Below are 13,731 nucleotides of genomic sequence, written 5' to 3'. Positions count from 1 at the left end.
AGGGCAGGGGATCTCGTTGTCAGTACCTTGATCTACCGTGTCCCCTCATGGCCCCATCTGAGATCACACGCGCAGGAATCCTGCGAGCGATTGACGAGCACGATCGACTTGGGGTGGACGCGTTCCGCGCCACCTACGGCTTCCACGCGGCTGCAACCTATCTACTCGTTCACGAGGGGCGACACTACGACTCGAAGGCCATAGCCGGCGTTGCTCACAAGTACGACTTCGGCGAAGCACTCAAGCCTTCAACGCCAGGATTCAGCGGCGGCCTAAAGGCCGCCGTAGCGTGGCTGCGGCGCGAAGGCTTCACTGTCGTGGAGCTGCCCAAAACCTTCCACCGACGCGTGGGAGACCTCCGACCAGCACGACGTGCGACCGGCACAGCGCTGCACCGACCCGTGCTCCTCCTATGGGCGATCGGACAGGCAGTGGCCGCTGCCCCACGCATGCAGCTCTGGTCAGCCACCCGTGACGCTGTAGCGCCGCTAATGGAGAAGTACGCCCAGGTCGAGGACGGCATGGACGGAACGAGGTACCCGTTTTGGGCCCTTGTACGTGACGACTTGTGGATCCTGGACCGCGCAGAAGACCTCACTCTCACCAGCCGTGACCGGCGCCCCACCGCGGAGTCCTTGGACCAGGTCGACCCAGCCGGCGGCCTCCGCGAAGACGACTACGCGCTACTGCAATCCCACCCCGAAGCCGCAGCCTCTGCCGCAGCTGGCCTCATCCTGCGCTACTTCTACCCGCTGGCCCCCGACCTGCTAAGAGACTTCGGGCTGCACGAACTACTCGCCGGCCGATGGGCCGACGCGCTACGCCCCCAACTAGGCGAGAGTTTCAAGGATCGCGACGCCATCTGGCGCGCCTACGGCGGCCAAAAGATGGCAGGGATCGGCTGTCTGGCCGACGGCATCCTGAGCGCCTTCTCCGACGAGAAGGGGCCCTACAACGACAGCCGCATCCCGGACACGAACTGGATCGCCTACGTGGGAGACGGACTCTCGGGCGACCAAAAGATCATCGACGGCAACGAACTCATGGCCGAAGCCCAGGCCGCGGGACGCCCTCTCCGCTACTGGCACAAGCCATACCAAGGCCAGTTCAGCTTCGAGACCTGGGCTGTCATCGTCCAACGCCGGCTGCGATGGGGCATCGGAGCAGACAAAAAGTGGCGACGCCAGTTCCACTGGATTCTGGCTCCCGTCCCCTCCCCGGAGCGCGAGACGTGGCCTGCGGAAGTTCTCGAAGCTCTTGATGCTGACACGGGCACTCTGTACGACGACACGGACTCATACGGACCACGCGACGTAGACCCGAAGGAGCGTGACGACTCCGAGAGTGACGAGGATGCCTACAGGCGTCTGACGCAGACCGCGGAAGCCAACGCGGAGCGGCGAGGACGCCTCAGGAAGCCCTCACTAGCGGATCGCTTTGTCCGTGACCCCAGCGCCAGGGCGGCTGTCATTCGCCGCAGCAAGGGCAACTGCGAGAGCCCCCAGTGTGCCGGCCACCCCAAGGAACTCACGACAGCCGGCGCCCCGATCTTGCAGGTAGATCACGTACTAGACCTGGCCAAGGACGGACCCGACGTTCCCTGGAACATGATCGCCTTGTGCCCCAACTGCCACGCGCTCAAGACCTATGGTGTCAACAGGGAAAAGCTTCGACGCATCCTCGCCGCCACCGCGAAGAAGCTGCATGTAGGGGCACTTCGCTAGTTGTCGACGGGGCCGCCCCTGGGCACCAAGGGGCGGGGCACACCTCGTGCGGGGGTGCCGCCTCTTTGGGCATGAGCAGGGGAAGAATGTCAAGTCACATTACTGACCAGGCCAAATGACGTTTGGTGGCGTTGGTTGTCGTGGGATCGGTCCGGGGCCGTTGTGCCCTCGTTGTGCCCTCTGGGTACGACGAGCCTGTGTCGTGCCCGCGGGTGACAGAACGTCCGCCCCGTGTGGAGCGATCTAGACGACCTCGATCCGCAGATGGCAGCAGCGGATGCGGCTGGACGTCAGGCAATCAGCTTGCCGCCACATCGACCTCACCAACAGGGACAGCGATCCGCCAGCAACTTGGCACTGACAGTGACGCGTTGAAGGCTTAGCATCCATGCATGGCTAGTGGTCTCTCGGCGATGAATCGCGCACTCAACCAGGTTCCGAAGCGGGCAGAGTCCCGCCAGACGGAACAACTCAGGGACACCTTTGTCGACTCAGGTGTTGCCGTTGTCCTTGAGTCGGTAGATCACCAAGTGGTGTACGGCAGGCGAGGAACAGGGAAGACTCACGCCCTTCGCTATCTGGAGACAGAGGTGAAGCAGCAGGGAGATATTCCCATCTACCTAGATCTCCGCACTGTCGGATCACCCGAGGGGCTATTTCTCGGCGAAGAAATAAAGCCGACTGAACGGGCATCTCGCCTGCTCGTAGACCTGCTCAATCAATTCCACGATGCCTTGATGAGTGAAGCTCTCGAAGACGATGAGCTAATCGAGAACGCATCCCTCGTCATGAAGCTCGATGAGCTATTGGACTCCATTTCCGCCGTGCGACTTTCAGGTGAGGTGGAGGTGTCCAAGGAAGGTGAGAAGACTAACTCAGATAAAGCCTCATTTGCCGTTAAGATAGGCATTAAAGCTCCGGAAGCTAACATCTCGGGAGAATCCGGAGGGGGTACGAGGAAGCTCACTAAAGAAACTCGACGGGGAACTGAGAGCATATCGCTAAACTTTAGCGATATCGCCCGCGCGCTGCGGGCGCTCTTCGATTCACTCGGCGGGCGTAGACTCTGGCTCTTGCTCGATGAGTGGAGCAGCGTTCCAGCGGACATTCAACCGCACCTAGGCGAGTTCCTTGTGCGCTGCATGCTTCCTCTCGGAGGACTCACTGTCAAGGTGGCTGCAATCGAGCAGCAGACGAACTTCCGGGCAGCACTGCCATCTGGGCACGTCATCGGGCTGGAACTGGGTGCCGATATTGCGGCGAATGTAAGTCTTGATGAGTTCATGGTCTTTGAGGAGAACAAAGAAAGGTCGCGAGAATTCTTCAAGAGTCTTTTCTTCAATCATCTGACGTTCGGAGGAGCCCCGAATTCGCCGCTAGCTAGTACGCCACTTAATAACCCTCAAAGTATCGTACGGATCGGCTTCACAGACACTCGATCTTTTGACGAATTGGTGCGCGCGGCAGAAGGCGTTCCCCGAGACGCACTCAACATCGCTTCCAAAGCTGCCGTTAGGGCGGCAATGCAAAAAATATCCGTCCATGACGTGCGTGCAGCAGGGAGAAGCTGGTTCCAGTCCGATAAAGAGGCGGCGCTTCGTAGTCGGGAAGAAGCCTCAAGGCTGCTCAATTGGATTATTGATAAGGTGATCCGGGAACGTCGCGCTCGCGGTTTTCTTGTCAATCAGAAGCAAGCCAACGATCCGCTACTCTTGGCGCTTTTCGATGCGCGAGTTCTGCACGTGGTTCGGCGTGGTTACTCTGCCCAGGACGAGCCCGGAGAGCGCTACGACGTATACGTAATTGATTACGGAGCATATGTCGACCTGATGCAGACGCGGTATGCGCCACAGGGGATTCTGCCTATCGGAGATGCAGACGAAGACGAGCCGCAGTTTGTCGACGTGCCGACGCAGGACCTACGGGCAATCCGTCGCGCTGTACTCGACATCGATGCGTTCGTGGGAAGCCGTTACGGGCGCTGACCCTCCCATCCCGGCCAGCCAGCAAATCGAAGGTCGGACCGGCCCGTACGCTGGTACATGACACGGTAGAACGAGCCAAGCTACGGATGTTGGAACAAAGCGGCGAAGAACAGGCAGAGGGGACTAAGTGAAAGACGCCAGTCCGCGTGGGACCTACTTGCAGGTTGCTGAGGCTTTGAGGCAGCGCATCCAGAGCGGAACCATCACCGACAGGATGCCGTCAGAAGCGGCCCTCTCTGCTGAGTTCGGTATCGCACGCACCACGGTCAGGCGAGCGCTGGCGTCCCTGGAGAGTGAGGGCGTCATCGAGTCCCTTGCTGGTCTGGGTCGTCGCGTAGTGGGTGACCAGGCTCATCAAGCTCCCTACAAACTCGTGCGTGACGATCTGTTGGCACAGATGCAGGACGGGCGTCTGCCGGCCGGCGAAAAGATGCCGTCGGAACCGGCGTTGGCCACGGCTTACGGCGTGTCACGAGGCACCGTGCGGCGTGCACTCGCCGCCTTGGAGGCGGACGGGCGGGTGGAGTCACGGCAAGGAGTGGGAAGGGTTGTACGAACACGGGCCGAAGAAGGGTGAAATTATGAGTCTGACCCGCTGGGCGTATGACCTGGCAAAGGGCCTATTGGCAGACTGCCTCCCTAGGCGCTGGGCTCACTCCCAACAGGTATATAAGCAGGCACGAAGTCTGCGGCCCATCCTCGGGGACGACTTCGATCTTATGGCAGCGTCAGCCATCGCCCACGACGTGGGGTACGCCGAGACGGCCAAGCACACCGGCCAACACATGATTGATGGCGGCCGATATCTCCAAAGCATTGGCGCTGATCCTCGCCTTTGCGCTCTTGTCGCGCTGCACACGTCATCACCCTGGGAGGCGGCCGAATTGGGTTTGTCGGACGCCCTAAACGAGTTCACGCCTGTCCCACAGTCTCTTGTAGATGTCATCACCTACTGTGACTTGAGTAGCAGCCCAGATGGGCATCCCGTCGATCCTTCGGACCGCCTTAAAGAGGTCCTAGAACGGTATGGCTCCGAGCACGTCGTCTTCCGGGCCGTATCAGCGGCTCGACCAGAACTGCTCAGAATGGTGCAGCGCGTCCGCACCCGTATGGCGGCTGTGACTGAAGCCAGGACTAGCTAATAACGGGCTGCGGCAGTCCTTTCAGTCCTTCCGAAATGCGTCGGCGAGTCGTAGGTGACATTTCCAGTGCATCGAGTTCTTTAGGGTCGACCCAGCGAACCTCGAAAGACTCGGAACTTACCGAGATTTCACCAGCGACGGGTCGAGCGCGAAAGCAGAGGGAAAACTCTTGCCGCACCTCACCGTCTGAGAATTCAATGACATGACCGGGATCCGTAAAAATGCCGACGAGTCCGATCACCTCGACAGTAATCCCGGTCTCCTCAGCTACCTCCCGGACTACGGTCTGACTAATGCTCTCCCCGATCTCCTGCACACCGCCCGGCATCCCCCATCGCCCATTATCGGAGCGCCGCTCCATCAGGAGAAATCCGCGCTCATCCTGGACAAACGCAGTAACCGCCGACACGATACGCGTGGCTACTGGCGCCGCAGGGTCATTGAAATAGTCTTTACGGCTCATGGTTTCCTTTCAATCGGAATACTTTCGATCCACACTTTTTCGAAACTCTGTGCATAGGTGGACGCCAATTGGGCCCCGGCAACTTTGCGCAGATGGAGAACAGGCGTGTACGGCGCACTCACGCCGTACACCTGCGTGTTGACCAGCCACTCATCATCAGCCCTGTAGAGCGAGTTGTGAAGAGTGGACCGGTGCAGGCGGAACTCAATGCCATCCACACCATATAAGGGGCGATAGAGTTTCATCACTTCGCGCACCTTGTAGGCGACACCTTCGCCGATCTCTTCCTCTTCACCTCTTCGTGCAATCTCTGGACTATCCGGATCGCCGAGAAGGATGCGAGCACGAACACCACTTGTGGCTTTCATTCTGAGCAACTGAAGCCACCGAGGGTTCTCGGCGAGAAAGACGCCTGCGTGCACCAGTACACCGATCTCCCTCTCAGCGCGCCCGAAGAGCTGCAACCACAGGTCTGGCGGAACGTAGCTTCGGTGAGGATAAACCTTGAGGACTTCAGCATCGGCCGCGTCTTTTCGCTGCCCATCGGGCAGGCCGTCGGGCCATAGGTAGCCCTCATCTTCGCGTAGATAGGCGGCTACCTTGAGCCTGTGCCGGCGGTATGGCGCCCGACCGCTGGTCACCCAACGCTCAGCGGTCTTCGGGTCGACGCCACAGTGTTCCGCCAGGTCATCGGTACTGAGCCCCTTGGTCAGCATGGCCGACCTGAGCCGTTCGTTCGCCACCCCACCTCCCAAGGACGTCTAGGGACGCATTCGTCGTACAGGACCGTATCCAGGACGTCCCAAGTCGTCCAGGGACGTGGTCACTTCGTCCCACACCCCTACCGCAAGCTGAAAGCACATCAGGGCGACCGCCCGCATCCGGCGAAGGGCTTGACACCCGGATCGAAGCGCGGCACTTTGAAGTACATGCTCAGCATGTATCGCATGTCGTCCATGCGGCACGTGCGGAGTCGTGCAGCTTGACCTGCACGAATGCACAGGGCGGGGACGCTGCAATCCCGCTAAAGGCCAGGTGGAACAGGGCTTCGGCCCGTACTGGCGAGGTGGCCCGGTGACCGCGAGCAACGGCCGGAGAGTGGGGACAAGGTCCCCCTTGCAGTGCAAAACCCCTGTTCATCGCCCTGAAGGAGTGACTGTGACCAGACGAAAGCGTTGGGCGCGGCCGTGATCGACCGGCACGGCGGCGCCGCTCCATCCCCGGTCCCTCGCACCGTTCGGGTGCGGCGGACACCGGTCACCTTCTGCCCTCTCGCGGTGGCTATCGCCGCGCCGGTTGCCTCCCTCGCCCGTCCGGCCGCGCTGTCTGCGCCGGCTGTACGGGCGGGGTGGTGGGGAGCCGGAACACTCCGACTTCAACGGCGTGAGCCCCCGGAGGTGCAACTCCGGGGGCTCTGTTCGGGCCGTCCCTCCGTGAAAGGAACCACGACCCATGAACCACGTTGTCACACTCCAGGACGCTGTCACGGCGTTCGCCGACTTCATGGAGCCGACGAACGCTGAGCTGGACGGGATCGACCGGGAGATGCCCGTGATCCTGGCGGACGTCGACCTGTTGGACGCACAGATCATGACCCTCGACCGGGTCCCGACCGAGTTCGACATGCGGCGTATTCGCCGGGCCCGCCGCCGGGCGCTGGCCGCCCGCGTCGCCGTGATCAACCAGACGGCCGGTGTGAGCCTTCCCGGCGGTGCGGCATGAACGAGGGTCTGACCCTGGATGAGCTGGCTGTTCCGCTGCGGGTGCTGCGCTTGCTTGCGGTCGATTTTCCGCACCTGATCGCGCCGAACGTGGACGTCTCGCCCCTGTACCCGGAGATGCTGCGTCTGTCGCTGCACGAGTCGTCGTGCGACAGCTTCGCCGCGTTCGAGTCCTGGCGCCGTGCGCTGGGCATCGAGCCCGCCACGGTCGACTTCCACACCCAGAGCGATGGCCGCACCGCGGTCCTGAAGGGGTCCGGCGTGTACGGCGGCGCGTGCATCGAGTTGACCGCCTTCGCCGCCTCGCTCGCCGACGACACGGCGGTCACCGGGGCGGGGGGTGCACAGTGACGTCGCAGCCTGTGGAACGCGCGGCGGTGCCGCCGCTCACCCGCCCCGAGGTGGGGCTCGCCGGTGTCGGTGCGCTGGCCGCGGCCGGCGTCGGCGCGCTCGGTCTGATCTCTTCCTTCGACGCGGTGTCGTTGGCCGCGGTGCGGTGGGGTTTCGGTGAGCCGTGGATGCTGCCGGTCGGCATCGATACCGCGATCCCGGTGTTCACGGTGGCCAACCTGCTGTTGATCCGTATGGACATGGCGTTGGCGTGGGTGCGGTTCGTGCCCTGGGTGCTCACCCTGGTCACGTGCGGGCTGAACGTCGCCGCCGGTGCTGGGGTGTGGGCGAAGGTCGCGCACGGGACGATGCCGCTGTTGTGGGTGGTGTTCTCCGAGATCGGCGCGCACATCTACGCCGTGCGGATCGGGGCTGCGACCGGCCGGCGTATGGAGAAGATCCGGTTCTCCCGGTGGCTGCTGGCGCCGCTGTCGACGTTCGCGCTGTGGCGGCGCATGACCTTGTGGGAGGTCACCTCCTACAGTGCGGCGCTGGCGTGCGAGCGTGAGCGGCTGCTGGTCCGTGCTGACCTGCACGAACGATACGGCCGCAGCTGGCGCAGGAAGACGCCACGGCGTGAGCGCGTGATGCTCCGCATGGGCGAACTCGCCCCCGCCGCCCCGATGCCGGCGGAAATCGACCCTGAGCCGGTGCAGGCGCCCGAGCCGCCGGAGCCAGCAATGCCTCGTCCGTCGCGCAAGCGGCCGGCCAAGGCCGAGGCCGCCACAGTGCAGCGCACCGCCGCCGAACTGCTGACTGAAGCCCGCAAGGTCACAGCGGACTGGACGGATGACGCGGTCAACGCCGAAGCGCTGCGGAAGGCGCTGCGGTGCGGGTCGGCGCCGGCACGGCAGGTGCGTGACGTCCTGCTCGCCGAACGCTCGGAGGCTCGTTCCCTGCGTCCGGCGGACGTCGTTCCGGCTGAGGCTGAGGGGGTGGCGGCATGAGCACGCTGGCCACGCACCTGTTAGCCGTGCTGCCGCTGGTGGCGGGGTGGGTGGTTCATGTGCGGTGGCTGCACCGCTGCCTGAGCACCGCGCGCCTGGACCCGTTGACGGGTCTGGTCACTCGCGACGGGTTCACCCGCCGCGCGACCGCCCTGTTGAAGGATCCGCGGGCGGTCGTTGTCCTCGCCGACGTTGACAAGTTCAAGCAGATCAACGACACCCACGGGCACGCCGCGGGTGATGCGCTGCTGAAGGCGACCGCTGACCGGCTCGCCCACCACGCGGGCCGGTCCGGTATCGCCGGGCGTCTGGGGGGCGATGAGTTCGCCGCCGTGCTCATCGATGCCCACGGCACCGCCGCCGACATGCTGACCCTGCTGCATGGCGTGCTGGCCCGCCCGGTCGACGGCCACGACCCCGCTGTGCACACCACGGTCTCGCTGGGCTGGGTGCGGGCCGCGGACTTCCCCGCCGACAACCTGTCCGAGCTGCTGCGGCGGGCGGATGAGGCGATGTACGCGGCCAAGCAAGTCCGCTCCGGCACCCGCCGGGCAGGGCTGGGACGGCTGTTCGCCACGATCGCCGGGCGCCGCTCCGGCCGCACCGGCGCCCGCACGGATGGGCCCAGGGTGGGGGTGGCGGTCTGATGTCCGCCTACACCAAGTGCTTTGACCCTGCCGGGGCCCGGTTCGGGATACCCACATACCCGTGGCACTTCGCCCCGGAGGGCTACGCCACCCGCCGCCAACTGCGCGCCTGTGGGTTGCGCCCCGGCGGGCAAGAGGTGGCCGCGCAGATTATGCGCACGCACCGCGGCCGGAAGGCGGGGGTGCAGGTGGCGTTCCTCTATCGCGTCGACCGCGCCAAGCTGGTCCGCCCGATGACGTCCCGTAAGTGGGGTGCGCTCGCGCTGGCGATGCTGGCCCGCCGCACCTGCCCGAACTGCCGGATCACCTACGGCTACTGCATCCCGACGTCGCTCGGGATGTGCGTCCTGTGCGCCTACCCCGAGGAACAGTGCGCCGCCTGACCGCTTCCATGCGGGGCCCGGTCACGACCGACCAAAGCAGCGACCGGGCCCCTCATCCCTCATGAGCGAAGGACAACTTCAGTGAAGCACCCCGACGACGACAACGAACTCTTCAACCGATTGGAAGCCGAGCTTGCCGCCGACTCCGGCGGGGACGTGGTCGACCTCGACAAGGCACGGTCGGCCCGCGCCGAGTCGGCCGACCCCGGCCCGGACCGGTCGGGCGACTCCGGCCCCGTCGGGTCTGGCATCGAGTCGGCCGACCCGAGTACGCCGGTGTTGGTCGACTCGCCGACCCTGAAGGCGACCGGTCCCGGCTACCTCGGTCGGCTCGCCACAGCCAAGCGCCGCGCGGTCGTCCCGCTCTGGCTGCGCTCGGTTCCCGAGCTGAAGACCGCGTCCGGGTGGGTGGCCCGCCACTACGCCCACACCGCCGGATATCACGCCCTGCGCGCCCCGGTCTACGCCGCGCGGCTCGCCCTCCAGGCGCCGACCGGCACCGCGCGGTTCGTGGCCGGCACGATGCGGTGGGTTGCCGACCGTGAAGGCGAACCCGTCCGCCTCGCCGCGGTGCGCCGCGAGGACGCGGCCGAGTACCTGAAGCTGTCCCGCCAGCGTGACGGCCGCGTTCGGCTGCGCACCCTGGTTGCCGTGCTGGCCCTGTTCGTCGGTGTTGGGTCGGCGCTGGCCATCTACGTGCTCGCCCCGGACTGGCTGCAAGCCGTGTCGGCCGGCGTGGTCGTGCTGGCGCTCGGGTCGGCCGGTCGGAAAGCGGATGCGCCGCTCATCCACAAGGCTGTGGAACTGCCCGACGCACCCAAGCTCACCGGTGACATCGTGCTGCGTGCGCTGGGAGCGCTGGGGATTCCCGCGATCAACCAGGCGCAGGCCAAGGGGCGGGACGGGTTCGCGTTCACCGCGCCGATCACCCGGGACGGGCCCGGATGGCGCGCGGAAGGCGACCTGCCCTACGGGGTGACCGTCACGGACGTGATCGAGCGTCGTGACCGTCTCGCGTCCGGTCTGCGCCGCCCTCTGGGCTGTGTGTGGCCCGAAGCAGTACCGGATGAGCACACCGGCCGTCTCGTGCTGTGGGTCGGGGACCAGGACCTCAAGAGCGCGCGCAAGCCCCTCTGGCCGCTGCTGAAGTCGGGCACCGTGGACCTGTTCAAGCCCGTTCCCTACGGCACCGACCAGCGCGGACGCTGGGTCGACGTCACCCTGATGTTCATCGCCGGAGTTATCGGCGCGATCCCGCGCATGGGCAAGACGTTCCTGCTCAGGCTGCTGCTCCTCATCGCGGCGCTCGACCCGCGGGCGGAGATCCACTCCTACGACATGAAGGGCACCGGCGACCTGGACCCGGTTGGGGAGAAGGTCTCCCACCGGCACGGCGTCGGCGAGGAAGACGAGACCCTTCAATACGTGCTGGCCGACTTCCGGGCCATGCGCGAGGAACTGCGCCGCCGCACGAAGGTGATCCGTTCCCTGCCGCGGGACATCTGCCCGGAGTCGAAGGTAACCAGCGAGCTTGCCTCCAAGCGGTCCCTTGGCCTGCACCCCATCGTGATCGGGGTGGATGAGTGCCAGGTGCTGTTCGAGCACCCCGACTACGGCAAGGAGTTCGAGGAGATCGCCACCGACCTGGTCAAGCGCGGGCCGGCCACCGGCATCGTGTTGCTGCTGGCCACCCAGCGGCCCGACGCGAAGTCCCTGCCCACCGGGATCAGCGCGAACGCGGGCGCCCGCTGGTGCCTGAAGGTCATGGGCCAGACCGAAAACGACATGGTGCTCGGCACCTCGTCGTACAAGCGCGGCGTACGCGCGACCATGTTCGCGTGGGGTGACAAGGGACTGCACTACTTCGTCGGCGAAGGCTCCGACGCCCGGATCGTGTCAGCCACGTTCGTGGACGCGCCCGGCGCCGAAACCATCGCCGCCCGCGCCCGCACCGTCCGCGAGAAGGCCGGACTGCTGTCCGGCTACGCCCTCGGCGAGGCACCCGAGACGGTCACCGGCCCGGCGTATGACCTGCTCGCCGACGTTGCCGCGGTCGTCGCGGAGAAGGAGGAGCGGGTGTGGAACGAGCGGATCGCCGCGCGCCTCGCCGAACTCCGCCCGGACGTCTACGCCGGGTGGAAGGGCGAGAACGTCACCAGCGCGCTCAAGCCGCACGGCATTAAGACGCGGGACGTGGCGGGCACGACGGACGACGGCACCCGCACCACCCGGCGCGGCATCACCCGCGCCGACCTCCTCAAGGCGATTGCGGAGCGTAGCGAGAAGCCGGGCGCTGCATAGGTCCGAACCGCTGCTACCGGTAGCAGGCATGCCTGCTACCGGTAGCACCCCCGCTAGCACCCCATCCGGGGTCTCACCTGTGATCTAGCGGATAGCACCCCACCTGCGGAAACCCCTGAAAACCCGCCCGGAGGGCCCCTGATGACCCCCATCCTGGCCGCTATCGCCTGCCTGATAGCCGTCACGTTCGGTTACGTCGGGCTGTGTGCGGCCTCGCCGTTCGGTGACTGCCGCCGCTGCCGTGGCATGGGCCACGCGCTCAAGCACGACCGCAAGGGCCGGTTGAAGCGCGGCAAAGACTGCCGCCGCTGCCACGCCACCGGCAAACGCATCCGCGCCGGCCGCTGGCTCTATAACCGCTGGGCCCGCATCTACCGCGCCGGCACCGACACCCCTCGCCCGGAAGGCACCCGATGATTCTCAACATCTCTGCTGTGCTGCTCTTCGGCGCCGCGTCCGCCCTCGCCGTACGGACGAAGTCCGCCGGGGGCGGCTCCGCCCTGGTGCTGTTCCTGTTCGGATTCTTCGTCGCAGGAACCGGCGCCTACGAGCCGATCCACAACCTGGTGCAGGCATCCGCCGATGCCCTGTCCGCCCTCGGCAAGTGAAGGGAGGCACCGGCCGTGAACGAACCCATCACCCACCGCCGGGCCGCCGGGCACGAGACGACGGCCGTACACGTCCACACCCCCACCCCGATCACCCCCGCACCCGCCCTGCCGGTCGTGCCCGTGCAAACGAGGCAGGTTCCGGGGGTCGCGTCCATCGTCCTGCCGGACGGACGGGTCATCACCGGCTACGCCCTCAACCCCGTGCAGCCCGAACCCGCCGCGGCCAAGCCGCTCGTCTCCCGCGCGGCCGTCAACGTCGCCCTCGGAGGCATCGGGTTCCTTGCCGTGTGCGGCGGACTGCTGCTGCTCACCACGTTCATCGCCGCGCTCACCGCGCTCATCACCCAGCTCATCATCCTGGCCGCCGTGATCTTCGGAGGCTGGATCGCCGTACAGGTGTTCAGCGCGAGCGGCCACCGGGGCGGGACCACGGTCAACATCCGCAAGGCCGTCATCAAGCGCAACCACTTCCACAGCTAGCTACGCCAAGGGCGGCCCCCGTCTCGCCAAAGTCCGGGGCCGCCCTTGTCCAACCTGCCGAGAACCGACCTGTTGGAGGTCTCCCAGCATGACCCAACAGACCCCCCTACGGCGAGTGGCACTTAGCTTGGCCACCGCCGGTCTCCCCGTGCTGCCCCTGCGTGCAGGCAAGGCGCCGTTCGGCAACTGCTACCAGTGCGCGAACAACGCGTGCGGTGGCCGGCCGAACATGAAGACCGCCGGGCCGTGCCAGTGCCCCGGCGTCTGCCACGCATGGGCCGCCGCCACCACCGACCCGACCGTCCTCACCTCCCCGCCCTGGACGACCGCATGGCGCCGAGCCGTCTGCGCCGCCTACCACCCCGGCGCCGCCGGCCTGACTGTCGTAGACCTGGACGACGCCGCGGCCATCGCATGGGCCCGCGAGACCCTGCCTGCCACCCGGACCGTACAGACGACACGCGGTGAGCACTGGATCTACCGCGGCGCCATGCCGTCGCACAACGCGGTCCGCCCCGGCGTCGACATCAAATCGTCCATGTCCTACGCCCGATGGCTCGGTCCCGGCACCGGCACCATGGCCGCCCTGCCGGACGTCGTCCGGGCGTTGGCCATGAGGGAACCTGCCGCCGCCCGGCCCGCGCCGCACGGCGTAAGCGTGCCCGCGCGGCTTGGGGGCGGGGAGTGCCGGCACCGCACCCCTGCCTATCTGGACCGCGGTATCGCCATGGCTGAGCAGCGCATCACCGACGCTTCCAGCGCGGTGCACACGACCGTGTACCGGACGTTCCTTGCCGTGCTGTCCACGCACGGCCGGTGCGGCTGCCTCACCAAGGCCCACATGACGCGACTGTTCAGCGCTGCCCAGGCCAAGGGCGAATCCCCGCGGCACTGCGCCGACGCATGGACAAACGCCCGCACCGCACTGGGGATGTGA

Annotated in this window: 16 protein-coding genes; 14 read left to right on the top strand and 2 right to left on the bottom strand. The window is 65.8% G+C overall.

Annotation, left to right across the window (positions count from 1 at the left end; all coding sequences use genetic code 11):
* Positions 1–47: 47 nt before the first annotated feature.
* The 4 genes from ACE4Q9_RS23865 (at position 48) to ACE4Q9_RS23850 (ending at position 4,851) form a co-directional block, all read left to right on the top strand.
* Positions 48–1,724: an HNH endonuclease gene (locus ACE4Q9_RS23865; protein ID WP_397986270.1), complete on the top strand. Its 1,677-nt coding sequence runs from the start codon at positions 48–50 to the stop codon at positions 1,722–1,724.
* Positions 1,725–2,116: 392 nt separating this feature from the next.
* Positions 2,117–3,709, top strand: a complete 1,593-nt coding sequence (locus tag ACE4Q9_RS23860) for an ATP-binding protein (RefSeq protein WP_397986269.1) — start codon at positions 2,117–2,119, stop codon at positions 3,707–3,709.
* Positions 3,710–3,836: 127 nt separating this feature from the next.
* Positions 3,837–4,286 carry a GntR family transcriptional regulator gene (locus ACE4Q9_RS23855; protein WP_397986268.1) on the top strand — a complete coding sequence of 150 codons (450 nt, stop codon included), beginning with the start codon at positions 3,837–3,839 and terminating at the stop codon, positions 4,284–4,286.
* 4 nt (positions 4,287–4,290) lie between these two features.
* A complete protein-coding gene (locus tag ACE4Q9_RS23850) occupies positions 4,291–4,851 on the top strand; it encodes an HD domain-containing protein (RefSeq protein WP_397987313.1) in 561 nt (186 codons plus the stop codon).
* On the opposite strand, the gene ACE4Q9_RS23845 is transcribed toward ACE4Q9_RS23850, so the two are convergent.
* Both ACE4Q9_RS23845 and ACE4Q9_RS23840 read right to left on the bottom strand, forming a co-directional pair.
* Positions 4,844–5,314, bottom strand: a complete 471-nt coding sequence (locus tag ACE4Q9_RS23845) for an NUDIX domain-containing protein (RefSeq protein ID WP_397986267.1) — start codon at positions 5,312–5,314, stop codon at positions 4,844–4,846. The genes ACE4Q9_RS23850 and ACE4Q9_RS23845 overlap by 8 nt on opposite strands.
* Positions 5,311–6,057, bottom strand: coding sequence for a helix-turn-helix domain-containing protein (locus ACE4Q9_RS23840; protein ID WP_397986266.1), 747 nt, complete (start codon positions 6,055–6,057; stop codon positions 5,311–5,313). The genes ACE4Q9_RS23845 and ACE4Q9_RS23840 overlap by 4 nt, the downstream gene beginning before the upstream one ends.
* Positions 6,058–6,766: 709 nt before the next feature.
* Between ACE4Q9_RS23840 and ACE4Q9_RS23835 the strand changes: the two genes are divergently transcribed.
* From ACE4Q9_RS23835 to ACE4Q9_RS23790, 10 genes are all read left to right on the top strand, one after another.
* Entirely contained in the window at positions 6,767–7,036 is a 270-nt protein-coding gene (locus ACE4Q9_RS23835; protein ID WP_397986265.1) for a DUF6284 family protein, read from the top strand.
* Positions 7,033–7,386 carry a hypothetical protein gene (locus tag ACE4Q9_RS23830; protein WP_397986264.1) on the top strand — a complete coding sequence of 118 codons (354 nt, stop codon included), beginning with the start codon at positions 7,033–7,035 and terminating at the stop codon, positions 7,384–7,386. The genes ACE4Q9_RS23835 and ACE4Q9_RS23830 overlap by 4 nt, the downstream gene beginning before the upstream one ends.
* On the top strand, positions 7,383–8,372 hold the full coding sequence (locus tag ACE4Q9_RS23825) for a DUF2637 domain-containing protein (RefSeq protein WP_397986263.1): 990 nt from the start codon (positions 7,383–7,385) through the stop codon (positions 8,370–8,372). The genes ACE4Q9_RS23830 and ACE4Q9_RS23825 overlap by 4 nt, the downstream gene beginning before the upstream one ends.
* Positions 8,369–9,019, top strand: a complete 651-nt coding sequence (locus tag ACE4Q9_RS23820) for a GGDEF domain-containing protein (protein ID WP_397986262.1) — start codon at positions 8,369–8,371, stop codon at positions 9,017–9,019. Before ACE4Q9_RS23825 ends, ACE4Q9_RS23820 begins: the two co-directional genes overlap by 4 nt.
* On the top strand, positions 9,019–9,402 hold the full coding sequence (locus ACE4Q9_RS23815) for an RRQRL motif-containing zinc-binding protein (RefSeq protein ID WP_397986261.1): 384 nt from the start codon (positions 9,019–9,021) through the stop codon (positions 9,400–9,402). Before ACE4Q9_RS23820 ends, ACE4Q9_RS23815 begins: the two co-directional genes overlap by 1 nt.
* 81 nt (positions 9,403–9,483) lie before the next feature.
* A complete protein-coding gene (locus tag ACE4Q9_RS23810; protein WP_397986260.1) occupies positions 9,484–11,703 on the top strand; it encodes a cell division protein FtsK in 2,220 nt (739 codons plus the stop codon).
* A gap of 141 nt (positions 11,704–11,844) precedes the next feature.
* The gene (locus ACE4Q9_RS23805) at positions 11,845–12,120 is read left to right on the top strand and encodes a hypothetical protein (protein WP_397986259.1); all 276 of its coding nucleotides are present in this window, start codon (positions 11,845–11,847) and stop codon (positions 12,118–12,120) included.
* Positions 12,117–12,311 carry a hypothetical protein gene (locus ACE4Q9_RS23800; protein ID WP_397986258.1) on the top strand — a complete coding sequence of 65 codons (195 nt, stop codon included), beginning with the start codon at positions 12,117–12,119 and terminating at the stop codon, positions 12,309–12,311. The genes ACE4Q9_RS23805 and ACE4Q9_RS23800 overlap by 4 nt, the downstream gene beginning before the upstream one ends.
* A gap of 15 nt (positions 12,312–12,326) precedes the next feature.
* Positions 12,327–12,794 (top strand): hypothetical protein, encoded by a 468-nt coding sequence (locus tag ACE4Q9_RS23795; protein WP_397986257.1) that lies wholly within the window; start codon positions 12,327–12,329, stop codon positions 12,792–12,794.
* A gap of 88 nt (positions 12,795–12,882) precedes the next feature.
* Complete coding sequence (locus tag ACE4Q9_RS23790; RefSeq protein ID WP_397986256.1) at positions 12,883–13,731, top strand: bifunctional DNA primase/polymerase; 849 nt, start codon at positions 12,883–12,885, stop codon at positions 13,729–13,731.

Origin of the sequence: Streptomyces sp. AM6-12 (assembly GCF_044327085.1) — a bacterium.
Lineage (GTDB): Bacteria > Actinomycetota > Actinomycetes > Streptomycetales > Streptomycetaceae > Streptomyces.
This window is presented reverse-complemented; position numbering and strand designations above follow the sequence as displayed.